This window comes from Pseudomonas sp. S12(2018) (genome assembly GCF_024355235.1).
Lineage (GTDB): Bacteria > Pseudomonadota > Gammaproteobacteria > Pseudomonadales > Pseudomonadaceae > Aquipseudomonas > Aquipseudomonas palmensis.
The window spans coordinates 93,399-116,436 of the sequence record NZ_QLAD01000009.1 but is presented as its reverse complement, the minus strand read 5'-3'; the positions used below and the strand labels follow the sequence as shown (position 1 = coordinate 116,436).

General features: G+C 65.6%; 22 protein-coding genes. 9 read left to right on the top strand and 13 right to left on the bottom strand.

Annotated elements, in window-relative coordinates; genetic code table 11:
- Window positions 1-11: 11 nt before the first annotated feature.
- On the bottom strand, window positions 12-182 hold the full coding sequence (locus DN388_RS25430) for a GNAT family N-acetyltransferase (RefSeq protein ID WP_369682779.1): 171 nt from the start codon (window positions 180-182) through the stop codon (window positions 12-14).
- Between the two features lie 70 nt (window positions 183-252).
- Window positions 253-1,560 (bottom strand): sigma-54-dependent Fis family transcriptional regulator, encoded by a 1,308-nt coding sequence (locus tag DN388_RS20970; protein WP_123753550.1) that lies wholly within the window; start codon window positions 1,558-1,560, stop codon window positions 253-255.
- Between the two features lie 252 nt (window positions 1,561-1,812).
- On the opposite strand from DN388_RS20970, the gene DN388_RS20965 reads away from it, so the two are divergent.
- The 3 genes from DN388_RS20965 to DN388_RS20955 are packed head-to-tail and all read left to right on the top strand — an operon-like array spanning window position 1,813 to window position 4,829.
- Window positions 1,813-2,697: an MBL fold metallo-hydrolase gene (locus DN388_RS20965; protein WP_043862233.1), complete on the top strand. Its 885-nt coding sequence runs from the start codon at window positions 1,813-1,815 to the stop codon at window positions 2,695-2,697.
- Window positions 2,698-2,736: 39 nt separating this feature from the next.
- Complete coding sequence (locus DN388_RS20960) at window positions 2,737-4,014, top strand: FAD/NAD(P)-binding oxidoreductase (RefSeq protein ID WP_255002013.1); 1,278 nt, start codon at window positions 2,737-2,739, stop codon at window positions 4,012-4,014.
- On the top strand, window positions 4,011-4,829 hold the full coding sequence (locus tag DN388_RS20955) for a sulfite exporter TauE/SafE family protein (RefSeq protein WP_043862235.1): 819 nt from the start codon (window positions 4,011-4,013) through the stop codon (window positions 4,827-4,829). The genes DN388_RS20960 and DN388_RS20955 overlap by 4 nt, the downstream gene beginning before the upstream one ends.
- A gap of 7 nt (window positions 4,830-4,836) precedes the next feature.
- Here DN388_RS20955 and DN388_RS20950 read toward each other — a convergent pair whose 3' ends face one another.
- Window positions 4,837-5,724: a LysR family transcriptional regulator gene (locus DN388_RS20950; RefSeq protein ID WP_054916053.1), complete on the bottom strand. Its 888-nt coding sequence runs from the start codon at window positions 5,722-5,724 to the stop codon at window positions 4,837-4,839.
- A 136-nt stretch (window positions 5,725-5,860) separates the two neighbouring features.
- On the opposite strand from DN388_RS20950, the gene DN388_RS20945 reads away from it, so the two are divergent.
- Together DN388_RS20945 and DN388_RS20940 are read left to right on the top strand one after the other, a co-directional pair.
- Window positions 5,861-7,510 (top strand): GMC family oxidoreductase, encoded by a 1,650-nt coding sequence (locus DN388_RS20945; RefSeq protein ID WP_104571753.1) that lies wholly within the window; start codon window positions 5,861-5,863, stop codon window positions 7,508-7,510.
- 94 nt (window positions 7,511-7,604) lie between these two features.
- A complete protein-coding gene (locus DN388_RS20940) occupies window positions 7,605-9,227 on the top strand; it encodes an MFS transporter (RefSeq protein ID WP_043862238.1) in 1,623 nt (540 codons plus the stop codon).
- A 179-nt stretch (window positions 9,228-9,406) separates the two neighbouring features.
- On the opposite strand, the gene DN388_RS20935 is transcribed toward DN388_RS20940, so the two are convergent.
- From DN388_RS20935 to glyQ, 4 genes are read right to left on the bottom strand one after another with little or no spacing between them, the layout of a single operon-like run.
- On the bottom strand, window positions 9,407-10,177 hold the full coding sequence (locus tag DN388_RS20935; protein ID WP_043862239.1) for a 1-acyl-sn-glycerol-3-phosphate acyltransferase: 771 nt from the start codon (window positions 10,175-10,177) through the stop codon (window positions 9,407-9,409).
- A gap of 21 nt (window positions 10,178-10,198) precedes the next feature.
- Complete coding sequence (gmhB, locus tag DN388_RS20930) at window positions 10,199-10,741, bottom strand: D-glycero-beta-D-manno-heptose 1,7-bisphosphate 7-phosphatase (protein ID WP_100634899.1); 543 nt, start codon at window positions 10,739-10,741, stop codon at window positions 10,199-10,201.
- A gap of 3 nt (window positions 10,742-10,744) precedes the next feature.
- A complete protein-coding gene (gene glyS / locus DN388_RS20925; RefSeq protein WP_043862241.1) occupies window positions 10,745-12,799 on the bottom strand; it encodes a glycine--tRNA ligase subunit beta in 2,055 nt (684 codons plus the stop codon).
- Window positions 12,796-13,749 (bottom strand): glycine--tRNA ligase subunit alpha, encoded by a 954-nt coding sequence (gene glyQ / locus DN388_RS20920; protein ID WP_043862242.1) that lies wholly within the window; start codon window positions 13,747-13,749, stop codon window positions 12,796-12,798. Before glyQ ends, glyS begins: the two co-directional genes overlap by 4 nt.
- Window positions 13,750-13,830: 81 nt before the next feature.
- On the opposite strand from glyQ, the gene DN388_RS20915 reads away from it, so the two are divergent.
- Together DN388_RS20915 and DN388_RS20910 are read left to right on the top strand one after the other, a co-directional pair.
- A complete protein-coding gene (locus DN388_RS20915; protein ID WP_043862243.1) occupies window positions 13,831-14,382 on the top strand; it encodes a DNA-3-methyladenine glycosylase I in 552 nt (183 codons plus the stop codon).
- 39 nt (window positions 14,383-14,421) lie between these two features.
- Entirely contained in the window at window positions 14,422-15,309 is an 888-nt protein-coding gene (locus DN388_RS20910; protein WP_054916050.1) for a lysophospholipid acyltransferase, read from the top strand.
- Window positions 15,310-15,416: 107 nt separating this feature from the next.
- Here the strand turns inward: DN388_RS20910 and DN388_RS20905 are convergent, their stop codons facing one another.
- The 5 genes from DN388_RS20905 to def are packed head-to-tail and all read right to left on the bottom strand — an operon-like array spanning window position 15,417 to window position 19,940.
- Window positions 15,417-15,728 (bottom strand): tetratricopeptide repeat protein, encoded by a 312-nt coding sequence (locus DN388_RS20905; protein ID WP_043862245.1) that lies wholly within the window; start codon window positions 15,726-15,728, stop codon window positions 15,417-15,419.
- A 12-nt stretch (window positions 15,729-15,740) separates the two neighbouring features.
- Window positions 15,741-17,114, bottom strand: a complete 1,374-nt coding sequence (gene trkA, locus DN388_RS20900) for a Trk system potassium transporter TrkA (protein WP_043862246.1) — start codon at window positions 17,112-17,114, stop codon at window positions 15,741-15,743.
- A gap of 19 nt (window positions 17,115-17,133) precedes the next feature.
- Window positions 17,134-18,447 (bottom strand): 16S rRNA (cytosine(967)-C(5))-methyltransferase RsmB, encoded by a 1,314-nt coding sequence (rsmB, locus tag DN388_RS20895; RefSeq protein WP_255002007.1) that lies wholly within the window; start codon window positions 18,445-18,447, stop codon window positions 17,134-17,136.
- Entirely contained in the window at window positions 18,444-19,376 is a 933-nt protein-coding gene (gene fmt / locus DN388_RS20890; protein WP_255002006.1) for a methionyl-tRNA formyltransferase, read from the bottom strand. Before fmt ends, rsmB begins: the two co-directional genes overlap by 4 nt.
- Window positions 19,377-19,433: 57 nt before the next feature.
- Window positions 19,434-19,940, bottom strand: a complete 507-nt coding sequence (gene def, locus DN388_RS20885; protein ID WP_043862249.1) for a peptide deformylase — start codon at window positions 19,938-19,940, stop codon at window positions 19,434-19,436.
- A gap of 209 nt (window positions 19,941-20,149) precedes the next feature.
- On the opposite strand from def, the gene dprA reads away from it, so the two are divergent.
- Together dprA and DN388_RS20875 are read left to right on the top strand one after the other, a co-directional pair.
- Window positions 20,150-21,247 carry a DNA-processing protein DprA gene (gene dprA, locus DN388_RS20880; protein ID WP_255002004.1) on the top strand — a complete coding sequence of 366 codons (1,098 nt, stop codon included), beginning with the start codon at window positions 20,150-20,152 and terminating at the stop codon, window positions 21,245-21,247.
- Window positions 21,248-21,286: 39 nt separating this feature from the next.
- Window positions 21,287-21,844: an L-threonylcarbamoyladenylate synthase gene (locus DN388_RS20875; protein WP_043862251.1), complete on the top strand. Its 558-nt coding sequence runs from the start codon at window positions 21,287-21,289 to the stop codon at window positions 21,842-21,844.
- A gap of 99 nt (window positions 21,845-21,943) precedes the next feature.
- Here the strand turns inward: DN388_RS20875 and DN388_RS20870 are convergent, their stop codons facing one another.
- Entirely contained in the window at window positions 21,944-22,921 is a 978-nt protein-coding gene (locus DN388_RS20870) for an NADPH:quinone reductase (RefSeq protein WP_255002003.1), read from the bottom strand.
- Window positions 22,922-23,038: the final 117 nt, after the last annotated feature.

The following is a 23,038-nucleotide window of genomic DNA, read 5'->3' as shown; positions in this document are numbered from 1 at the left end:
TGTTTTCCTGCCTAGGTGCTGCTGCGCCCTAGGCGTGAGCACTCAAGAAGCATGTTCACATAGCCCACACCATGCCGTTCGAAGCGTTCCCCTCTGGCCCTGAAGCCGAACTTCTCATAGAAGCCTGTTGCCGTTTCTCTGGCTGAAAGGGTGATCGCTGTTGCGCCGATCCTTTGCGTCACGTCTATGGCACATGTCAGCAATGGACAATTTCAAAGGTCATCGTCGTCATATCCCTGTTTGCCTGGACGCCTACACACCCAGCTCGCGCAGGCGCCGATACAGGGTGCGCTCGCTCAGCCCCAAGTGGCGGGCAAGCTCGCTGCGCGATCCTTCGAAGCTGTCCAGCGCCTGGGCGATGTCGCGCAATCGGGTATTCGAGCGGCGTGGGGCACTGGCGGGCGAGTCGGCTCTCAGCTCCGTGGGCAGGTGCTCGGCGCGGATGATGCCGTCGTCGCTGAACAACCTCGCCCGCTCCAGAATGTTGCGCAGCTCGCGGATGTTGCCGGGGTAGCGGTACAGCCCCAGCAAGGTCATGGCCTCCTCGTCGACCCGCGGCGCAGCGGACCCGGCCAGGCGCTGCAGCAGGGTCTCGATCAGCAGGGGCAGGTCTTCGAAGCGCTCGCGCAGTGAAGGCAGGCGGATCGGGAAGCCGCTGATACGGTAGTAGAGGTCTTCGCGAAAGCTGCCGGCGGTGGCCATTTCCTTGAGGGGCTTGTGGGTGGCCGAGATCAGGCGGAAATCCGAATGCACCGTGCGCAGGCTGCCCACCGGGCGAAAGCTGCCCGACTCGATCAGACGCAGCAGCTTGACCTGCATCGCCAGCGGCACCTCACCGATCTCGTCGAGAAACAGGGTGCCGCCATGGGCGGCTTCGGCCAGGCCGATCTTGCGCTGGTTGGCACCGGTGAATGCGCCCTTCTCGTAGCCGAACAGCTCGCTCTCCAGCAACGTCTCGGTCAGCCCCGTGCAGTCCACCACCACCAACGGACCGCTGGCACGCGGGCTGCTGGCATGCAGGGCGCGGGCGAACAGCTCCTTGCCGGTGCCGGACTCCCCTTGCAGCAGCACCGGTATCTGCGCCGGCGCGGCCCGCTGGACACCGGCAAGGGCCTCCTGGAAGGCCGCCGAACGCCCTACCAGGCCGAACTGCTGCGGCTGTGCCGACGCCACGGCGATGCTGGTCAGGCGCTCCACGAACGCAATCACCTCGCCCTGCTCGTCCAGGATCGGGCGCAGTTCCACGTCCACATGCTCCGGCCCGCGCGGGGTGTGATGCACATGCAGCACCCGCTCGGGGGTGCGGCTATGCCTGGCCTTGCGCATCGGGCAGTGCTCGCCCGCCTGGTCGCACGGCACCGCGTAGTGGTGCGAGACGTGGTGGCACTTCTGGCCGATCGGCGCGGCGCCCACCACCCCGAATTGATGCAGGTACGCGGTGTTGGCGGCAAGAATGTTGTACTGCAGGTCGAGCACGATGCTCGGCTGAGGTTCGTGTTCGAGGTAGGACACCAGCGCCTGCAGGGCGGGGCTGGCGGGTGTGTCGGGGTTCATGGGCATGACGGCACCAGGGGCAAGGCAGGCCCGCAGCTTAACCGAACGCCACGCCCACTGCCAAAAACTGCCAGCCTCTGCCAACCAGCTGCCAGAACCGTGGCAGGCAGTTTCGGCCAGAGGGTCCAGACTCAGGTAAACCGGGCGTGCTGGCCGGGGGCAGGCGTGAATCTGCGCTGGCACATATCTTGATGACTGTTGGTCGAATGCCTGCACGGCTGGCCGGCAGGCATCAGCGGATTTCTCTGGAGAGCGGTAATGATCATCGGCGGTAACCTGTATGTAGAAGCGCTGTTCGACAGCGCGACCTCGACCATCAGCTACCTGGTCATGGACCAGGCCAGCGCGCACTGCGCCCTGATCGACAGCGTGCTGGACTATGACCCCAAGGCCGGGCGTACCGATACCGCCTCGGCCGACAAGCTGATCGCACGGGTACGCGAGCTGGGTGGTCAGGTGCAGTGGATACTCGAGACCCATGTGCACGCCGACCACCTCTCTGCTGCCGCCTATCTCAAGCAGGCGCTGGGAGGCCAGGTGGCCATCGGCAGCCGCATCACCCAGGTGCAGAAGGTGTTCGGCACGCTGTTCAATGCCGAACCCGGCTTTGCCCGTGATGGCAGCCAGTTCGATGTGCTGCTGGACGACAACGGCGAGCTCGCCCTTGGCACGCTCAAGCTGCGCGCCTTGCACACCCCGGGGCATACCCCGGCCTGCATGACCTACCTGGTACAGGCCGGTGACGAGTGCGTCGCGTTCGTCGGCGACACCTTGTTCATGCCGGATTACGGCACGGCCCGCTGCGACTTCCCCGGGGCCGATGCGCGCACCCTGTACCGCTCGATCCAGCGCATCCTGGCCCTGCCGGATGCCACCCGCCTGTTCATGTGCCACGACTACCTGCCCGGAGGCCGTGCGTTGCGCTACATGACCACGGTGGGCGAACAGCGCGCCAGCAACATTCACATTCGCGACGGCATCAGCGAGGACTGCTTCGTGGCCATGCGCGAAGCCCGTGATGCCACCCTCGACATGCCGCAACTGATCCTGCCCTCGGTGCAGGTGAACATGCGCAGCGGCCAGTTGCCCGAGCCGGAAGACAACGGTGTGCGCTACCTGAAGATCCCGCTCAACAAGCTCTGAACCTGCTGCACCAGAATTATTATTAAAGGACGTACTGCCATGCCTGCCCCCTCCTCTGCCGCTGCCCGCGAGGTCAGCCACCACAAGGTGCTGATCGTCGGCGCCGGTGCCGCCGGAATCGCCACCGCCTCCAGCCTGCTGGCGCGTGATGCCTCCCTGGATATCGCGATCATCGACCCCGCCGACGTTCACTACTATCAACCTGGCTGGACCATGGTCGGCGCGGGCGTGTTCCGTGCAGCGTCCACCGCCCGCACCCTGGCCTCGACCGTGCCGGCGGCGGTCAGGTGGATCAAGGCCGCCGTGCAACAGTTCGACCCGCAGGCGCAGACCGTCAGCCTGGATGACGGGCGCCTGGTGAGTTACGAACAGCTGGTGGTATGCCCCGGGCTGCGGTTGGCCTGGGACGCCATCGACGGGCTACTCGAGACCCTCGGCCAGAACGGCGTGACCTCCAATTACCGCTACGACCTGGCACCCTACACCTGGCAGCTGGTGCAGGGCCTGAAGGAAGGCCGCGCCGTGTTCACCCAGCCACCGATGCCGATCAAGTGCGCCGGTGCCCCACAAAAAGCCCTGTACCTGTCGTGCGACCACTGGCTGCGCAGCGGGCGCCTGGGGGCGATCCAGGCGCAGTTCTTCAACGCCGGCAACGTGCTGTTCGGTGTCGCCGACTATGTGCCGGCGCTGATGGAATACATCGACCGTTACGGTGTGGACCTCAACTATTCACACCGGCTGGTGGCGGTGGACGGGCCGGGCAAGCGCGCGACCTTTCTGCGCACCCTGCCCGACGGCAGCAGCGAAACCGTGGTGCAGGCATTCGACATGCTGCATGTGGTACCGCCGCAGGTTTCGCCGGATTTCATCCGCAACAGCCCGCTGGCCGATGCGGCCGGTTGGCTCGAGGTCGACCCGGCCACCCTGCGCCATCCGCGCTACGGCAACATCCATGGCCTGGGCGATGTGATCAACACCAGCAATGCCAAGACGGCCGCCGCTGCCCGCAAGCAGGCGCCGGTGGTGGCCAACAACGTGCTGGTGGCACTGGGGCGCCTGTCGCGTCTGGCCGAATACGACGGCTACGGGTCGTGCCCGCTGACGGTGGAACGCGGCAAGATCGTGCTGGCCGAGTTCACCTACGGCGGCAAGCTGGCACCGAGCTTTCCGCGCTGGTTGCTCGACGGGCGCAGGCCCACGCGTCTGGCCTGGCTGCTCAAGGCGCGGATACTGCCGCCGCTGTACTGGCGCTGCATGCTCAAGGGGCGCGAATGGCTGGCCAAGCCAGTAGCGCGACTGCATGAGGCGCGCCAGTGACAGAGCATGAACTGGTCGGCGCCGGTCTGGGCGCCCTCATTGGCATCATCCTGGCCCTGACGGGCGCCGGTGGCGGCATACTTGCGGTGCCGCTGCTGGTGTTCGGCCTGGGCCTGAGCATGGTCGAGGCGGCCCCGGTCGGCCTGCTGGCGGTGGGCCTGGCGGCAGGTGTGGGTGCGGTGCTGGGGCTGCGTCAGGGGCTGGTGCGCTACCGGGCCGCGCTGTTCGTCGCGCTGATCGGCATGTGCGCCACCCCCTTCGGCCTGCTGCTGGCGCATCGCCTGCCCAACGCGCCGCTGGCGCTGGGGTTCAGCGTGGTGCTGGTGTATGCCTGCGCACGCATGCTGCGCAAGGCCCGGCGCGAGCTGCGGGGCGAGCCGCCCTGCGCGGATCGTGCCCTGCAGCCCTGTGTGCTCAACCCGTTGCAGGGGCGCTTGCGCTGGACCCTGCCCTGCGCCCGCGCGTTGGCCTTCACCGGCTTGCTCAGCGGCCTGCTGTCCGGCCTGCTCGGGGTCGGTGGCGGGTTTGTGATCGTGCCTGCCCTGGGGCGCTACACCAACCTTGAGATGAAAAGCATCGTCGCCACGTCGCTGGCGGTGATCGCTCTGGTGTCGCTGGGCAGCGTGTTGAGCGCCAGCCTCAGCGGGGTAATGCACTGGGGTGTCGGCGTGCCGTTTGCCGGCGGTGCGGTGGCGGGCCTGGTGGTTGCGCGCCAGTTCGCCCACCGCCTGGCCGGGCCGCGTCTGCAACAGGGCTTTGCGCTGGTGGGGATAGCGGCTGCACTGTTGCTGGCGGTCAACACCCTGGCGCGCTGAACGCCGCTCACTCGGCGAGCAGTTCGCCCTGCTCGTCGGCGCACAGCGCCAGCAGGTAGTCCCACACTACCCGCAGGCGCACCGACTTGTGCAGTTCGCGCCGGGTGCTGATCCAGTAGCTGCGCTGGATGGTTTCGCTGGGCAGCACGCGCACCAGGTGCGGGTCGTGGCGGGCCATGTAGTTGGGCAGTACCGCGATGCCCAGCCCGGCACGCGCCGCATGCTGCTGGGCGATCACGCTGGTGCTGCGAAACACCACGTTCGGTGCGCGGCAGAAGCTGTTGAGAAACAGCAACTGCTGGCTGAACAGCAGGTCGTCCACGTAGCCGATCCAGCTGTGCCGGGCCAGGTCTTCGCGGCTGTTGAGCGGCGCAGCCCTGGCCAGGTACTCGGGGCTGGCATACAGCGCCAGGCGGTAATCGGTGAGTTTTCGCGTGATCAACAGGTCGGCATGCGGGCGTTCCAGGTGAATGCTGATCTCTGCCTCGCGGTTGATGATGCTGACAAAGCGCGGCACTGCAACCAGCTCCACCTCCAGCCCCGGGTAGCGTTCGAACAAACTGCCCATGCGCGGGGTGAAGAACATGATGCCGATGCCCTCGGTCACCCCCAGGCGAATCTTGCCCAGCGGCGTGATGGCCTGGGTGATCTCCTCCTGCGCCAGCAAGGCGACGTTCTCCATGGCTTCGGCGTGCTTGAGCAGGGCCTGCCCGGCCGGGGTCAGTTCATAGCCCTGGGCGTGCTGCACGAACAGTGCCGTGCCCAGGCTGCTCTCGATGCTCTCGATATGCCGGGCCACGGTGCTATGGGTGGTGTTGAGGCGCTTGGCGGCGGTCAGCAGGCGGCCGCTACGCTGCAACTCGAGAAAAAACCGCAGGTCATTCCAGTCGAACATGCTTTTCCTTGTGAATCAGAGGTTCACTTGCGTTGTTCTAAAACGCACAGCCGTTGCGTGAAATCTAACGTGTTCAACTCGAAAATAATCAATAACACTGGCCTGGACAAGAATAAAAATCAGGCGCGAGGTCTTCATGGCACCAGCCGATCATTCCTACGACTACGTGGTAGTCGGTGCCGGCCCTGCCGGCTGTCTACTGGCCAATCGGCTGTCTGCCGACCCTGGCTGCCGCGTGCTGCTGCTCGAAGCCGGCGGTCGCGACAACTACCCCTGGATCCACATTCCGGTGGGCTACCTCTATTGCATTGGCAACCCGCGTACCGACTGGTGCTTCAAGACCGAAGCGCAACCGGGGCTCGACGGTCGCAGCCTGGGCTACCCACGGGGCAAGGTGCTGGGCGGGTGTTCCTCGATCAACGGCATGATCTACATGCGCGGTCAGGCCCGCGACTACGATCACTGGGCCGAACAGGGCAATCCCGGGTGGGCCTGGAATGACGTGCTGCCACTGTTCAAGGCCAGCGAAAACCATTTTGGCGGCGCCAGCGAGCTGCACGGCAACGCTGGCGAATGGCGGGTCGAACGCCAGCGCTATTCGTGGGCGATCCTCGATGCGTTTCGCGAGGCGGCAGCCCAGAGCGGCATCGCCAGCATCGACGACTTCAACGGTGGGGATAACCAGGGCTGTGGATACTTTCAGGTCAACCAGCGCAGCGGCGTGCGCTGGAATGCGGCCAAGGCATTCCTGCGCCCCGTGCGCCACCGCCCCAACCTGACGGTGCTGACCGGCGTCGAGGTGGACAAGGTGCTGCTCGACAATGGTCGCGCTTCGGCCGTTCAGGCGCGCTGGCAGGGCAGCGAACAGCGTTACCAGGCCCGCCGCGAAATCATCCTGTGTGCCGGGGCGGTGGGCTCGCCGGGCATTCTTCAACGCTCCGGCATCGGCCCGCGGCCATTGCTGGAACGCCTAGGCATCCCGGTACTGCACGAATTGCCCGGCGTGGGCGGCAACCTGCAGGATCACCTGCAACTGCGCCTGATCTACAAGGTCAGCAACGTGCGCACCCTCAACCAGGTGGCCAACACCCACTGGGGCAAGCTGGGCATGGGCCTGCGCTATCTGTATGACCGCAGCGGCCCATTGGCCATGGCGCCGAGCCAGCTGGGGGCGTTCGTGCGCTCGCACCCCGAGCAGCCCACGCCCAACCTGCAGTACCACGTGCAGCCCCTGTCGCTGGACCGCTTCGGCGAGCCGCTGCATCGCTTTGCCGCATTTACCGCCTCGGTGTGCAACCTGCGCCCGCTCAGCCGCGGGCGTGTGGATATCCGCTCGGCCAACCCGGGCGATGCACCGGTCATCGACCCCAACTACCTCAGCGAGCCTGAAGACCTGCGCGTCGCCGCCCAGGCCATCCGCCTTACCCGACAGATCGTGCAGGCCCCTGCCCTCGCCGCTTTTGCACCGGTCGAATACCTGCCAGGCGCAGCACTCGATACCGAGGAGCAGTTGCAGCAGGCTGCCGGGCAGATCGGTACCACCATTTTCCACCCGGTAGGTACCTGCCGCATGGGCAACGGCCCGCTGGATGTGGTGGACGCACAGTTGCGCGTGCATGGCGTGGCGGGGTTGCGCATCGCCGATGCCTCGATCATGCCGCAGATCACCTCTGGCAATACCTGTTCACCCACCCTGATGATCGGCGAAAAGGCCGCGCAACTGATTCTTAAGGCCGCACCCGCAGCCAGCAACAGCAGTGGCAAGACCGCGTTAGCGACGCCCTGAGGGCGGCGTGCAGTGACGTCGGCAGCAGTCGGCCGGCGACGACAGTGGAACAACAACAAGAATCACTGTGCCCGCAAGGGCCGAGGACAGCACGATGTCGGACACTCTTCAACAGCAGGGCGCTGCAGCAGCGGGCAACAGCCGCCGCGAAGAACGCAAGATCATTTTCGCGTCATCCCTCGGGACGGTTTTCGAGTGGTATGACTTTTTTCTCTATGGGGCGCTGGCGGTCGTCATCAGCAAGCAGTTCTTTGCCGGGGTCAACGACACCACGGCGTTCATCTTCGCGCTGATGGCGTTCTCCGCCGGGTTCCTGGTAAGGCCCTTCGGCGCTCTGGTGTTCGGGCGCCTGGGCGACATGATCGGGCGCAAATACACCTTCCTGGTCACCATCGTGCTGATGGGCCTGTCGACCTTCGCGGTGGGCCTGCTGCCCAACTACGCCAGCATCGGCATTGCCGCGCCGATCATCCTGGTGGTGCTGCGCATGCTCCAGGGCCTGGCCCTGGGCGGCGAATACGGCGGCGCGGCCACCTATGTGGCCGAGCACGCGCCGCCCGGCAAGCGCGGCTTTCACACCGGGTTCATCCAGTCCACCGCTACCCTCGGCCTGCTGCTTTCGCTGCTGGTGGTGCTGGGCAGCCGTTACCTCACGGGCGACCAGTTCGAGGTATGGGGCTGGCGCCTGCCGTTTTTGCTGTCGATCGTGCTGCTGGGTATCTCCACCTGGATCCGCATGAGCATGCACGAGTCGCCGGCCTTCGTGAAAATGAAAGCCCAGGGCAAGACCAGCAAGTCGCCGATTCGTGAGTCGTTCGGCTCGTGGGCCAACCTCAAGATCGTGCTCACCGCACTGTTCAGCATCAACGCCGGCCAGGCGGTGACCTTCTACACCGCGCAGTTCTACGTGCTGTTCTTCATGACCCAGATGCTCAAGATGGACCCGGCCCAGGCCAATACCCTGCTGATCATCAGCGTGGTGATCGGCGCGCCGTTCTTCGTGTTCTTCGGCTGGCTGTCGGACCGGATCGGGCGCAAGCCGATCCTGATGCTCGGCCTGCTGCTGGCCACCGTGCTGTACTTCCCGCTGTTCAAGGGCCTGAGCCACTACGCCAACCCGCAGATCGACGCGGCCAGCCGCCAGGCGCCGATCGTGGTGATGGCCGACCCGCAGGGCTGCACCTTCCAGTTCGACCCGGTGGGCAAGGCACGTTTCGACAGCACCTGCGACAAGGTCAAGACCTTCCTGGTCAAGCAGGGCCTGCCGTACAGCTCGCAATCGGTGCCTGCCGGTACCGAGGTGGTGGTGACCATCGGCGAGCAGCGTATCGACGGCTTCGACGAAGCGGCCATGCGTGCGGCCATCGAAAAGGCTGGCTACCCGGCCAAGGCAGACCCGGCCAACGTGAACCAGCCGATGGTGGTGCTGCTGATCGTGGTGATGATCCTGATCGCGACCATGACCTATGGTCCGCTGGCGGCGGTGATGGTGGAGCTGTTCCCCACGCGCATCCGCTACACCTCGATGTCGCTGCCGTATCACATCGGCAATGGCTGGTTCGGCGGCTTCCTGCCGACGGTATCGTTCGCGCTGGTGGTGTATACCGGGGATATCTTCTACGGGCTGTGGTACCCGGTGCTGATTACCGGGGTGAGCCTGGTGGTGGGGATCTTCTGCCTGAAGGAGACCAACAAGGTGGACCTGGACAAGGTGTGAAAGGGCCTTAAGTAATCCACAAAAAAACCGGCCTAAAAGCCGGTTTTTTTATCGCGCGAAAAAACTTATGCACGATTTTCGCAAAACAGTCATACAGAGAAATAAGCAGTTAAATCATAAGGTTAGCGAATTTTTCTGAAAGAAATCCAAATACTGTACACACGTTATCCACAGAACGGTCAGGTCACCGGCTGGGCGTCGTCTGGGGCGTGCGCCGGCAGCGAACCGAGGTCGCGCTGGGTTTGCTCGTTCCATGCCGCCGCACGGTCGTTGAGCGCTGCGATGGCGCGTGGCCCGGTGCCTTCGGCATACATAGGCTCGCCGATCACCACCTCGATGGTGCCGGCGCGCTTGCCCCAGCCTTCCTTGGGCCAGTACTTGCCGGCGTTGTGCGCGATCGGCAGCACCGGCAGGTTGGCATTAACCGCCAGCGCGGTACCGCCACGGGAGAACTTGCCGATCTTGCCGAACGGCACGCGGGTACCCTCCGGGAAGATCAGCACCCACACACCGTCCTTGAGCAGCTTGTCGCCTTCGGTGGCCACCTGCTTGAGCGCAGCCTTGGGATTGTCGCGGTCGATGGCGATGGGCCGCAGCATGGCCATGGCCCAGCCGAAGAACGGCACGTACAGCAGTTCGCGCTTGAGCACCTGGCTCAAGGGCTGGAAATAGGCGGAGAGGAAAAACGTCTCCCAGGTGCTCTGGTGATTGGAGAGGATCACGCAGGGTTGCGCCGGAATGTTCTCGGCCCCGGTGACGTTCACCCGAATGTTCAGGAAAACACGCACCAGCACCAGCGCAAAACGGCACCAGTACACATTGATGAAGCGGTAACGGGCGCGGAACGAAAGGAACGGCGCGATAAAGAAGCTCAGGGTGCACCACAGCAACGAGCTGGTACCCAGCAGCAGGTAAAAAAGAAAAATTCTGATCGCCTGCAGGATCGACATAGCGGAATGTACCGTTGCGGGCTAACCCGCCTGTGTGTGGATAAGTGCACTGGCGATCGACGCCAGGTCATCGAAAATCAGCGTTGCCTCGGGCACGCCCTTGCTCAGGGTCTGCTCGCCTTTGCCGGTCATTACCAGAACCGGTTGTGCATCGACGGCGCGCGCGGCTTCCAGGTCACCCTTGCTGTCACCCACGAACCACACCCCGGCCAGGTCGACCGCGTAATGGTTGGCAATGGTGCGCAGCATGCCCGGCCTGGGCTTGCGGCAATCGCAGCCGTCGTCCGGGCCATGCGGGCAATAGACGATCAGGCCCACCTCGCCGCCCTGCGCCGCCACCAGCTCGCGCAGGCGCGCGTGCATGGCGTCGAGGGTGGCCAGGCTGTAATAGCCACGGGCGATGCCCGACTGGTTGGTGGCCACCGCCACCGTCCAGCCGGCCTTGCTCAGCTGCGCAATGGCCTCGATCGAACCCGGGATGGGAATCCATTCGTCCAGCGACTTGATGTAGGCGTCGGAGTCCTGGTTGATCACCCCGTCCCGATCGAGAATCAGCAGCTTCACGTCCTACCCCAGCAGCGAGATGTCGGCCACGCCCAGGAACAGACCGCGCAGGCGGCTGAGCAGGGCATAACGGTTGGCTCGCACGTTGGCGTCGTCGGCGTTGACCATCACCGCCTCGAAGAACGCATCCACCGGCTCGCGCAGCGCGGCCAGGCGCGCCAGCGACTCGCTGTACTGACGCGCAGCGGCCATCGGTTGTACCGCCTGATCGGCCTGTTGAATGGCCGAGTACAGCGAGAACTCGTTGGCGTTGTCGAAGTACTTGGGCTCTACCGAGGTAGCCACCGAACCTTCGGCCTTGCTCAGCAGGTTGGACACACGCTTGTTCACCGCAGCCAGGGCTGCGGCTTCCGGCAGCTTGCGGAACGCCTGCACGGCTTGCACGCGCTGGTCGAAGTCCAGTGCCGAGCCTGGCTTGAGCGCACGTACCGACAGGTAGGTGGCCACGTCGATGCCTTCATCTTCATAACGCGCACGCAGGCGGTCGAAGACGAATTCCAGCACCTGCTCGCTAAGGCCGGCAGCCTTGACCTTGGCACCGAACTGGGCGACGGCGACGTTCACAGCCTCGTTCAGGTCCAGGTCCAGCTGCTTCTCGATCAGGATACGCAGCACGCCCAGGGCGGCGCGGCGCAGGGCATAGGGGTCCTTGCTGCCGGTTGGCAGCATGCCGATGCCGAAGATGCCGACCAGGGTGTCGAGCTTGTCGGCGATGGCCACGGCCGCACCGGTCAGGGTCGAGGGCAGTTCGGCACCGGCACCGCGCGGCATGTACTGCTCGTTCAGGGCCAGGGCGACGTCTTCGGGCTCGCCGTCGTTGAGGGCGTAGTAGTAGCCGGCAACGCCCTGCATTTCAGGGAACTCGCCAACCATCTCGGTGGCCAGGTCGCACTTGGACAGCAGGCCGGCACGCGCTGCGCGCTGGGCGTCGCCGCCGATGCGCTGGGCAATGAACGCAGCCAGCTTGGCCACGCGCTCGGCCTTGTCGAACACGCTGCCCAGCTGTGCCTGGAACACCACGTTCTGCAGGCGCTCGTTGAAGCTTTCGAGCTTCTGCTTCTTGTCCTGCTTGAAGAAGAACTCGGCGTCGGTCAGGCGCGGGCGCACGACCTTCTCGTTGCCTTCGATGATCTGCTTCGGATCGCGGCTCTCGATGTTGGCCACGGTGATGAAGCGCGGCAGCAGCTTGCCGTCCACGTCCAGCAGGCAGAAGTACTTCTGGTTGTCCTGCATGGTGGTGATCAGGGCTTCCTGCGGCACCTCGAGGAAACGCTCCTCGAACGAGCACACCAGCGGCACCGGCCATTCGACCAGCGCGGTCACTTCGTCGAGCAGGGCCGGCGGCACGATCGCGGTGCCTTCCTGCAGGGTGGCCAGTTCGGCGGTGCGTTTGCTGATCAGCTCGCGGCGCTCGTTGGCGTCTGCCAGCACATAGGCGGCGCGCAGGTCGGCCAGGTAGTTGGCAGGCGAGGTGATGCGCACGGCTTCAGGGTGGTGGAAGCGGTGGCCACGCGAGTCGCGGCCGGCCTTCTGGGCGAGGATGGTGCAATCGATGACCTGGTCACCGAGCAGCATCACCAGCCACTGGGTCGGACGCACGAATTCTTCCTTGCGTGCACCCCAGCGCATGCGCTTGGGAATCGGCAGATCGTTGAGCGAGTCTTCGACGATGGTCGGCAGCAGGCTGGCGGTCGGCTTGCCGACGATGTTCTGGCTGTAGCGCAGCTTCGGCCCGCTCTGGTCGATTTCACTGAGGTCCACGCCGCACTTCTTGGCAAAACCCAGGGCGGCCTGGGTCGGGTTGCCGTCGGCGTCGAACGCGGCCTGGCGTGGCGGGCCGTCGAGGTTGACGCTGCGGTCCGGCTGCTGGGTGGCCAGGGCGGTGATCAGCACCGCCAGGCGACGTGGCGCGGCGTACACGGTCTTGCTCTCGAAGCTCAGGCCGGCCGCTTGCAGGCCCTTGTCGATGCCGGCCAGGAAGGCTTCGGCCAGGGTGTTCAGGGCCTTGGGTGGCAGCTCTTCGGTGCCCAGTTCTACCAGGAAATCTTGAGCACTCATTGTGCAGCCTCCAGCTTGGCCAATACTTCGTCACGCAGGTCCGGGGTCGCCATCGGGAAGCCCAGCTTGGCACGGGCCAGCAGGTAGGCCTGGGCCACGGCACGCGCCAGGGTGCGCACGCGCAGGATGTACTGCTGACGCGCGGTCACCGAGATGGCGCGGCGTGCATCCAGCAGGTTGAAGGTGTGCGAGGCCTTGAGCACCATTTCATAGCTTGGCAGCGGCAGCGGCTGGTCCAGTTCGATCAGGCGCTTGGCTTCGCTCTCGTAGAAGTCGAACAGTTCGAACAGCTTGTCGACGTTGGCGTGCTCGAAGTTGTAGGTGGACTGCTCCACCTCGTTCTGGTGGAACACGTCGCCGTAGGTCACCTTGCCGAACGGGCCGTCGGCCCATACCAGGTCGTAGACCGAGTCCACGCCCTGCAGGTACATGGCCAGGCGCTCCAGACCGTAGGTGATCTCGCCGGTGACCGGGTAGCACTCGATGCCGCCGGCCTGCTGGAAGTAGGTGAACTGGGTCACTTCCATACCGTTGAGCCAGACTTCCCAGCCCAGGCCCCAGGCGCCCAGGGTCGGCGACTCCCAGTTGTCTTCGACGAAGCGGATGTCGTGCACCAGCGGGTCCAGGCCCACGTGCTTGAGCGAGCCCAGGTACAGTTCCTGGAAGTTGTCCGGGTTCGGCTTCAGGACCACCTGGAACTGATAGTAGTGCTGCAGGCGGTTGGGGTTTTCGCCGTAGCGGCCGTCAGTCGGGCGACGACTGGGCTGCACATAAGCGGCGTTCCAGGTTTCCGGGCCGATGGCGCGCAGGAAGGTGGCGGTATGAAAAGTGCCGGCGCCTACTTCCATATCGTAGGGCTGAAGTACCACACAACCTTGCTCGGCCCAGTACTGCTGCAGGGCGAGGATCAGGTCTTGGAAGGTACGCACGGCTGGCGTAGGCTGGCTCACGAAATTCACCTTTTCCAGGGCTGCGAATATAAAGAGCGGGAGTATAACCCGATTCGCCCCCGCCTCTACCCTTGGAGCCTTATGCCACGCTGCTTTTGGTGTACCGATGATCCGTTGTACCAGGCCTACCACGACAGCGAGTGGGGCACGCCCCAGCGCGAGCCTGGCGCGCTGTTCGAAATGCTGCTGCTCGAAGGCTTTCAGGCCGGGTTGTCGTGGATCACGGTGCTGAAGAAGCGCGAGCGCTACCGTGAGGTGCTGTTCGGCTTCGACCCGCAGCGCCTGGCGCAGATGACCGATGCCGAGATCGAGGAGCGCATGCTCGACCCCGGCATCATCCGCAACCGCCTCAAGCTCAACGCCGCGCGGCGCAACGCCAGGGCCTGGCTGGCGCTGGACGAGCCGGCGCAGTGGCTCTGGTCGTTCGTCGGCGGGGTGCCGAAAATCAATCATTTCAGCCAGCGCAACGAGGTGCCGGCCGTGACCGACGAGGCCACGGCCATGAGCAAGGCCCTGAAGAAGGCCGGCTTCACCTTTGTCGGGCCGACCATCTGCTATGCCTTCATGCAGGCCACTGGCATGGTCATGGATCACACCACCGATTGCGATCGTTACGCCGCTCTGCGCCGCTGACGGTTACAATGCGCGGCTTGCAGAAGGAGGAACCTGCCTGTGGATAAGTTCAAGGGCGCCTTGATGGTCGGGGCGTTGCGATTGTTTGCCAAGTTGCCCTGGGGCGCGGTGCAGCGGGTTGGCGCGGCCATCGGCTGGATCATGTGGAAGGTGCCCAACAGCTCGCGCAACGTGGTGCGCATCAACCTGGCCAAGTGTTTCCCCGAGATGGACCCGGCCGAACGCGAGCGCCTTGTGGGCCGCACGCTGATGGATATCGGCAAGTCGTTCACCGAAAGCGCCTGTGCGTGGATCTGGCCAGCGCAGCGCTCCATCGACCTGGTGCGCGAGGTCGAGGGCCTGGAGGTGCTGCACGAGGCACTGGCATCGGGCAAGGGCGTGGTGGGCATCACCAGCCACCTGGGCAACTGGGAAGTGCTTAACCACTTCTATTGCAGCCAGTGCAAGCCGATCATCTTCTACCGCCCGCCCAAGCTCAAGGCGGTGGATGACCTGCTGCGCGAACAGCGCGTGCAACTGGGCAACCGCGTGGCGGCGTCGACCAAGGAAGGCATCCTCAGCATCATCAAGGAAGTGCGCAAGGGCGGCCAGGTGGGTATTCCGGCCGACCCGGAGCCGGCGGAATCGGCGGGGGTGTTCGTGCCGTTCTTTGCCACCAAGGCACTGACCAGCAAGTTCGTGCCGAACATGCTGGCCGGTGGCAAGGCGGTGGGGGTGTTCCTGCATGCGTTGCGCCTGCCGGACGGTTCGGGCTTCAAGGTGATCCTGGAAGCGGCGCCGGATGCGATGTACAGCACCGACGTGGAGACCTCGGCGGCGGCCATGAGCAAGGTGGTGGAGCGTTATGTGCGCGCGTATCCAAGCCAGTACATGTGGAGCATGAAGCGCTTCAAGAAGCGCCCGCCGGGCGAGACGCGCTGGTACTGAGCGCCCCTTCGCGGGTCAAGCCCGCTCCCACAGGGATATCAGTGATCTCAGGATCTGCTCTGTACCTTTGGGAGCGGGCTTGACCCGCGATGGGCTGCACAGCAGCCCTAAACAGCCTTGTCGAGCTTCCTGAGAAACACCGTCATCTCCTTCTCCGCCTGCTTGTCCCCATGCGCCTGCGCTGCAGCCAGCCCTTCGGTCCAGGCCTGGCGCGCGCCGGCCACGTCGCCCTGCACCTGATACGCCTTGCCCAGCAGCTTCCACGCCGCCGAGTACTTGGGGTCGAACTCCACGCAGCGGCGCAGGTGCAGCGCGGCCTCTGCGCCGTTGCCCTCATCCAGCCAGGCCTTGCCCAGGCCGAAGCGCAGCAGCGAGTTATCCACACCCTTGGCCAGCATCTTTTCCAGTGATTCGCGCATTCCGGTTTCTCCCTAGAAGAAGCTCAGGCCCACGTGGAACAGCTTCTCCACGTCGCGGATGTACTTTTTATCCACAACGAACAGGATCACGTGGTCGCCGGACTCGATCACCGTGTCGTCGTGGGCGATCAGCACCTGCTCGTCGCGGATGATCGCACCGATGGTGGTGCCCGGCGGCAGCGCGATGTCCTCGATGGCCTTGCCGATCACCTTGCTCGACTTCGAATCGCCGTGGGCAATGGCCTCGATGGCTTCGGCCGCGCCACGGCGCAGCGAGTGCACGCTGACGATGTCGCCGCGGCGTACGTGGGCCAGCAAGGTGCCGATGGTGGCCTGCTGCGGGCTGATGGCGATGTCGATCTCGCCGCCCTGCACCAGGTCGACATAGGCCGGGTTGTTGATGATGGTCATCACCTTCTTCGCGCCCAGGCGCTTGGCCAGCAGCGAGGACATGATGTTGGCTTCGTCATCGTTGGTCAGGGCCAGGAAGATGTCGGCGTCGGCGATGTTCTCTTCCAGCATCAGGTCGCGGTCCGAGGCGCTGCCCTGCAGCACCACCGTGCTGTCGAGGGTGTCGGACAGATAGCGGCAACGGGCCGCGTTCATCTCGATGATCTTGACCTGGTAGCGGCTCTCGATGGCCTCGGCCAGGCGTTCGCCGATCTGCCCGCCGCCGGCAATCACCACGCGCTTGTTGGTTTCGTCGATGCGGCGCAGCTCGCCCATCACTGCGCGGATGTGGTTCTTGGCGGCGATGAAGAACACCTCGTCGTCGGCCTCGATCACCGTGTCGCCCTGTGGCTTGATCGGCCGGTCGCGACGGAAGATCGCCGCCACGCGGGTGTCCACGTTGGGCATGTGCTCGCGGATCTGGCGCAGCTGCTGGCCCACCAGCGGGCCGCCGTAGTAGGCCTTGACCGCCACCAGCTGGACCTTGCCCTCGGCGAAGTCGATCACCTGCAGGGCGCCGGGGTGCTCGATCAGGCGCTTGATGTAGTGGGTGACCACCTGTTCGGGGCTGATCAGCACGTCGACCGGGATCGCCTCGTTGTTGAACAGGCCGCTGCGGGTCAGGTAGGCCGACTCGCGAACCCGGGCAATCTTGGTCGGGGTGTGGAACAGGGTGTAGGCCACCTGGCAGGCGACCATGTTGGTCTCGTCGCTGTTGGTCACCGCCACCAGCATGTCGGCATCATCCGCACCGGCCTGGCGCAGCACCGTCGGCAGCGAGGCGCGGCCCTGCACGGTGCGGATGTCGAGGCGATCGCCCAGATCGCGCAGGCGGTCGCCATCGGTGTCGACCACGGTGATGTCGTTGGCTTCGCTGGCCAGGTGCTCGGCCAGCGTGCCGCCGACCTGCCCCGCGCCCAGGATGATGATCTTCATCCGCTCTCCCTTGTGCTGGTTAGTGTCCGCGAACGGCGGCGATCTTGATCAGCTTGGCATAGTAGAAGCCATCGTGGCCGCCTTCCTGCGCCAGCAGCTGCCGGCCATGGGGCTGGCGGATGCCGGCCTCGGTGGCCAGGTCCAGCTCGCGCGCGCCCGGCGTGCGGGCCAGGAACGCCTCGATCACTTCGGTGTTCTCGGTCGGCAGGGTCGAGCAGGTGGCGTAGAGCAGGATGCCGCCCACTTCGAGGGTTGGCCACAGCGCGTCGAGCAGCTCGCCCTGCAGGCTGGCCAGGGCAGCGATGTCATCGGCCTGGCGGGTCAGCTTGATGTCCGGGTGGCGACGGATCACACCGGTGGCCGAGCAGGGAGCGTCCAGCAGGATGCGCTGGAAGGTCTTGCCGTCCCACCAGCTGGCGGTGTCGCGGGCATCGCAGGCGATCAACTGGGCCTCCAGGCCCAGGCGGTCGAGGTTTTCACGCACGCGGGTCAGGCGCTTGGCTTCCAGGTCGATGGCCACCACCGCCTCCAGCCCGGCATGCGCCTCGAGCAGGTGGCAGGTCTTGCCCCCGGGGGCGCAGCAGGCGTCGAGCACGCGCTGGCCGGGCGCCAGGTCGAGCAGGTCGGCGGCCAGCTGCGCGGCTTCGTCCTGCACGCTGATCCAGCCCTGTTCGAAGCCCGGCAAACCGCGCACGTCGCAGGCCTCGGCGAGCAGGATACCGTCACGGCTGTACGTGCACGGCGCGGCATCGATGCCGGCTTCGCGCAGCAGGCCCAGGTAGGCATCGCGGCTGTGGTGGCGGCGGTTGACCCGCAGGATCATCGGCGGGTGGGCATTGTTGGCGGCGCAGATGGCTTCCCACTGCTCGGGCCAGAACGCCTTGAGCGACTTCTGCAGCCAGCGCGGGTGCGCGGTGCGCACCACCGGGTCGCGTTCGAGTTCGGCAAGAATCTCGCTGCTCTCGCGCTGGGCGCGGCGCAGCACGGCATTGAGCAGGGCCTTGGCCCAGGGCTTTTTCAGCTTGTCGGCGCACCCGACCGTTTCGCCGATGGCGGCGTGGGCCGGCACGCGGGTGTACAGCAGCTGGTAGAGGCCCACCAGCAGCAACGCCTCGACATCCGCGTCGGCGGCCTTGAACGGCTTTTGCAGCAGGCGCTCGGCCAGTGCCGACAGGCGTGGCTGCCAGCGTGCGGTACCGAAGGCCAGGTCCTGGGTGAGGCCGCGATCGCGGGCCTCGACCTTGTCCAGCTGGGCGGGCAGCGAACTGTTGAGCGAGGCCTTGCCGCTGAGCACGGCGGCCAGGGCGCGGGCGGCGGCCAGACGCGGGTTCATTGGCCCAGCACCGTGCCGCTGGCGAATTTTTCGCGGCGGCTGTTGTACAGGTCGCTGAAGTTCAGCGCCTTGCCGCCGGGCAGTTGCAGGCGGGTCAGGCACAGCGCCTGCTCGCCGCAGGCCACGATCAGGCCGTCCTTGCTGGCAGACAGGATCTCGCCCGGCGTGCCCTTGCCATCGGCCAGGCGCGCACCCAGCACCTTGAGGGCTTCGCCGCCCAGGGTGCTGTGGCAGATCGGCCACGGGTTGAAGGCGCGGATCAGGCGCTCCAGTTCCTCGGCGGGGCGCGACCAGTCCAGACGCGCCTCGTCCTTGTTCAGCTTGTGGGCATACGTGGCCAGCGCGTCGTCCTGCACTTCGCCGTGCAGGGTGCCCGCGCCCAGGCCGTCGATGGCCTGCAGCACCGCGGGCGGGCCCAGTTCGGCCAGGCGATCGTGCAGGCTGCCGCCGGTGTCGCTGGCGCTGATCGGGGTGCTGACCTTGAGCAGCATCGGCCCGGTGTCCAGGCCGGCCTCCATGCGCATGACCGTCACGCCGCTTTCGGCGTCGCCGGCCTGCACCGCGCGCTGGATCGGCGCGGCGCCGCGCCAGCGTGGCAGCAACGAGGCGTGGCTGTTGATGCAGCCCAGGCGCGGAATATCCAGCACCGCCTGGGGCAGGATCAGGCCGTAGGCCACCACCACCATCAGGTCGGGCTTGAGTGCGGCCAGCTCGGCCTGCGCCTCGGGGCTGCGCAGCGTCGGCGGTTGCAGCACCGGGATGGCGTTATCCACAGCCAGCTGCTTGACCGGGCTGGGCATCAGCTTCTGGCCACGGCCGGCCGGGCGGTCTGGCTGGGTGTAGACCGCGACGATTTCATGGGGGCCGGCCAGCAGGGCCTTGAGGTGTTCGGCGGCAAACTCGGGGGTGCCCGCGAAGACGATGCGCATGCAGTTCTCGCTTAAAAAGAAAAAGGCTTGCCGGAGCAAGCCTTCTGGAATGAGGGATCAAGCGTTCTGGCGGTGCTGCTTTTCCAGTTTCTTCTTGATGCGGTCGCGCTTGAGGTTCGACAGGTAGTCGACGAACAGCTTGCCGTTGAGGTGGTCGCATTCGTGCTGGATGCACACGGCCAGCAGGCCTTCGGCGATCAGTTCGAAGGGCTTGCCGTCGCGATCCAGGGCCTTGACCCTGACCTTCACCGGGCGGTCGACGTTCTCGTAGAAGCCGGGTACCGACAGGCAGCCTTCCTGATACTGGTCCATGTCGTCGGTGAGCATTTCCAGCTCGGGGTTGATGAAGACCCGCGGTTCGCTGCGGTCTTCGCTCAGGTCCATGACCACCACGCGCTTGTGCACGTTGATCTGGGTGGCGGCCAGGCCGATGCCAGGGGCTTCGTACATGGTTTCAAACATGTCATCGATCAACTGACGGATGCTGTCGTCCACTTCCGTCACCGGTTTGGCGATGGTGCGCAGGCGCGGGTCCGGGAATTCGAGGATGTTCAAGATGGCCATAAGCGTATGAGCTGCACTGTGCGATGGGTTGCAAACATGAATGCACATAATAAAGGTATTCGGCGCGTTCGGCACCCTTCTCAAGGTCGGCTAGGGTTTTGAAGGCGACTGGCGGCCCGCACCGGGCGGCGAGTTGTCAAACTATTATCAACAGAGTTATCCACAGGTTTTCACGCGTGGCTGACCCGCCTTCGATCAAGGATGATCCGATGCCCCTCCCGCCTGTTGCGGCGTGCTCGCCGGTTGAACTCGAGGCACGTCTGCGCCTGCACCGCCTTCCCGATATCGGGCCAAAGGGCTTTGGCCTGCTGCTGGAAGCCTTTGGCAGCGCGGCCGCCGCGCTTGATGCGCCCGCCACACAATGGCGGGCGCTGGGCCGCAGCCCGGCCAGCATAACGGCCCGCCACAGTGCCGAGGCTTACGCCGGCGCAGCGGCTGCAATGGCCTGGCTAGAGCGGCCCGGGCAGCATCTGCTGATGTGGGACGCCCCCACCTACCCTGGCTTGCTGGCCGAGCTTTGCGATGCCCCGCCCCTTCTGTTCATTGCCGGCGACCCGATGATTCTGGAGCAGCCGCAGGTGGCCATCGTCGGCAGCCGGCGTGCTTCACGCCCGGCCCTGGACACCGCGGCCGCGTTTTCCAGGCAACTGGCCCAGGCCGGTTTCGTGATTACCAGCGGCCTGGCACTGGGGGTCGACGGTGCCGCTCACCAGGCTGCAATGGATGCTGGCGGACGCACTATCGGCGTGCTCGGCACCGGCCTGCAAAAACTTTATCCACAGCGACATCATGCCCTCGCGCAGGCCATGGCCGAGCGCGGTAGCGCAGTGGTCTCGGAGTTCCCGCTGGATGCCGGACCGGTGGCGGCCAACTTCCCGCGGCGCAATCGCATCATCAGCGGGCTGTCGCTCGGCGTGCTGGTGGTGGAGGCCAGCCTGGCCAGCGGTTCGCTGATCACCGCGCGCCTGGCGGCCGAACAGGGGCGCGAGGTGTACGCGATTCCTGGCTCCATCTACTATCCGGGGGCCAGGGGCTGCCATCAATTGATACGTGATGGCGCGATGCTGGTGGAGAGCATAGAGCAGATTCTGGAAAGTTTGCGTGGCTGGCAGAACCTTCCGTCGGCCGCCCCCGAGCCGGTGGTGCACCCGCTGCTGGGGTTGCTGCTGGCGGCGCCGCACACCACCGAGGCGTTGGCGCTGGCCAGCGGTCAGGCCCTGCCCCAGGTGCTGGCCACGCTCACCGAACTGGAGCTGGACGGGCGTGTGTGCAGTGACGCGGGGCGTTGGTTTGCCCGGCCGGGCTAAGTACACTGCGTACCAGCCTTTGAACGCGGAGTGACAACGATGGTGAACAGTTGGCGTGTGCAACAAGCCGCGCGGGAAATTCGGGCGGGTGCGGTACTGGCCTATCCGACCGAGGCGGTCTGGGGCCTGGGCTGTGACCCGTGGAACGAGGAGGCGGTGGACCGCCTGCTGGCGCTCAAGTCCCGCTCGGTGAACAAGGGGCTGATCCTGATTGCGGACAACATCCGCCAGTTCGACTTCTTGTTCGAGGACTTCCCCGAGCTGTGGCTGGACCGCATGGCCAGCACCTGGCCGGGGCCCAATACCTGGCTGGTGCCGCACCAGGGCATGTTGCCGGAATGGATCACCGGCGTGCATGACACCGTGGCGCTGCGGGTCAGCGACCACCCGGTGGTGCGCGACCTGTGTTCGCTGGTGGGCCCGCTGGTGTCGACCTCGGCCAACCCGCAGGGCCGGCCGGCAGCGCGCTCGCGCCTGCGCGTGGAACAGTACTTCCACGGGCAGCTGGATGTGATCCTGGGCGGCAGCCTGGGCGGGCGGCGCAACCCGAGCGTGATTCGCGACCTGGCCACGGGGCAGGTCGTCAGAGCGGGTTGAAGGCCCTTCGGGCCTTTTTCGCGGGTCAAGCCCGCTCCCACAGGCGTTGTGGATAACCTTGTGGGAGCGGGCTTGACCCGCGATGGCGTCACTGCTGAATCAAGGCAACAACACCGTAGACCCCACCGTCCGCCGCGCCGACAGCTCTGCCTGAGCCTTGGCCGCCTCGGCCAGCGGATAGCGCTGCTGGATATCCACAGCCAGCTTGCCGCTGGCGATCATTTCGAACAGCTCGTCGGCCATCGCCTGGGTGTTCTCGGCATTGTTGGCATAGCTGGCCAGCGTCGGCCGGGTCACATACAGCGAGCCCTTCTGCGCCAGGATCCCCAGATTGACTCCGCTCACCGCGCCCGACGCATTGCCGAAGCTCACCATCAGCCCGCGCGGCGCCAGGCAGTCCAGCGAGGTCAGCCAGGTGTCCTGGCCCACGCCGTCGTACACCACCGGGCACTTCTTGCCGCCGGTCAGCTCCAGCACGCGCTGCGCCACGTCTTCACGGCTGTAGTCGATGGTTTCCCATGCACCCAGGGCCTTGGCCCGCGCCGCCTTCTCCGGCGAGCTCACGGTACCGATCAGCTTCACGCCCAGGGCCTTGGCCCACTGGCAGGCCAGCGAACCCACCCCACCGGCGGCGGCATGGAACAGCACCGTCTGGCCGGTCTGCAGCGCGTAGGTCTGGCGCAGCAGGTACTGCACGGTCAGGCCCTTGAGCATCACCGCGGCGGCCTGCTCGAAGCTGATGCTCTCGGGCAGCTTCACCAGGTTTGCTTCAGGCAGCGTGTGCACCTCGCTGTAGGCACCCAGCGGACCGCCAGCGTAGGCCACCCGATCGCCCACCTTGATCCGCGTCACGCCCTCGCCCACCGCCTCGACCACGCCGGCAGCTTCGGTGCCCAGGCCCGAGGGCAGTGCCGGCGGCGCGTACAGCCCGCTGCGGAAATAGGTGTCGATGAAGTTCAGACCAATGGCGTGGTTGCGCACGCGGACCTGTTGCGGGCCGGGCGCGGCGGGTTCGAAGTCCACCAGGGTCAATACCTCGGGGCCGCCATGCTGGCTGAACTGGATACGCTTGGCCATCTGCACTCTCCTGCTGGATCCGGGAAAACCCCTATCGGACGCCTTTGCTTGATCGCCGTCAACTGCGGGTGGCCTGCCGCCGGTGGTATGCTACGCGCCGAATTCAGCGCCGGCCCC

Excerpts from the sequence above, each read along its gene's own strand:
- def (WP_043862249.1), bottom strand. The coding sequence starts at position 19,940 with ATGGCCATCTTGAACATCCTCGAATTCCCGGACCCGCGCCTGCGCACC.
- DN388_RS20970 (WP_123753550.1), bottom strand. The coding sequence starts at position 1,560 with ATGCCCATGAACCCCGACACACCCGCCAGCCCCGCCCTGCAGGCGCTG.
- DN388_RS20940 (WP_043862238.1), top strand. The coding sequence starts at position 7,605 with ATGTCGGACACTCTTCAACAGCAGGGCGCTGCAGCAGCGGGCAACAGC.
- fmt (WP_255002006.1), bottom strand. The coding sequence starts at position 19,376 with ATGCGCATCGTCTTCGCGGGCACCCCCGAGTTTGCCGCCGAACACCTC.
- DN388_RS20875 (WP_043862251.1), top strand. The coding sequence starts at position 21,287 with ATGGTGAACAGTTGGCGTGTGCAACAAGCCGCGCGGGAAATTCGGGCG.
- trkA (WP_043862246.1), bottom strand. The coding sequence starts at position 17,114 with ATGAAGATCATCATCCTGGGCGCGGGGCAGGTCGGCGGCACGCTGGCC.
- DN388_RS20960 (WP_255002013.1), top strand. The coding sequence starts at position 2,737 with ATGCCTGCCCCCTCCTCTGCCGCTGCCCGCGAGGTCAGCCACCACAAG.
- DN388_RS20870 (WP_255002003.1), bottom strand. The coding sequence starts at position 22,921 with ATGGCCAAGCGTATCCAGTTCAGCCAGCATGGCGGCCCCGAGGTATTG.
- glyS (WP_043862241.1), bottom strand. The coding sequence starts at position 12,799 with ATGAGTGCTCAAGATTTCCTGGTAGAACTGGGCACCGAAGAGCTGCCA.
- dprA (WP_255002004.1), top strand. The coding sequence starts at position 20,150 with ATGCCCCTCCCGCCTGTTGCGGCGTGCTCGCCGGTTGAACTCGAGGCA.
- rsmB (WP_255002007.1), bottom strand. The coding sequence starts at position 18,447 with ATGAACCCGCGTCTGGCCGCCGCCCGCGCCCTGGCCGCCGTGCTCAGC.
- DN388_RS20915 (WP_043862243.1), top strand. The coding sequence starts at position 13,831 with ATGCCACGCTGCTTTTGGTGTACCGATGATCCGTTGTACCAGGCCTAC.
- DN388_RS20950 (WP_054916053.1), bottom strand. The coding sequence starts at position 5,724 with ATGTTCGACTGGAATGACCTGCGGTTTTTTCTCGAGTTGCAGCGTAGC.
- DN388_RS20945 (WP_104571753.1), top strand. The coding sequence starts at position 5,861 with ATGGCACCAGCCGATCATTCCTACGACTACGTGGTAGTCGGTGCCGGC.
- DN388_RS20905 (WP_043862245.1), bottom strand. The coding sequence starts at position 15,728 with ATGCGCGAATCACTGGAAAAGATGCTGGCCAAGGGTGTGGATAACTCG.
- DN388_RS20935 (WP_043862239.1), bottom strand. The coding sequence starts at position 10,177 with ATGTCGATCCTGCAGGCGATCAGAATTTTTCTTTTTTACCTGCTGCTG.
- DN388_RS20965 (WP_043862233.1), top strand. The coding sequence starts at position 1,813 with ATGATCATCGGCGGTAACCTGTATGTAGAAGCGCTGTTCGACAGCGCG.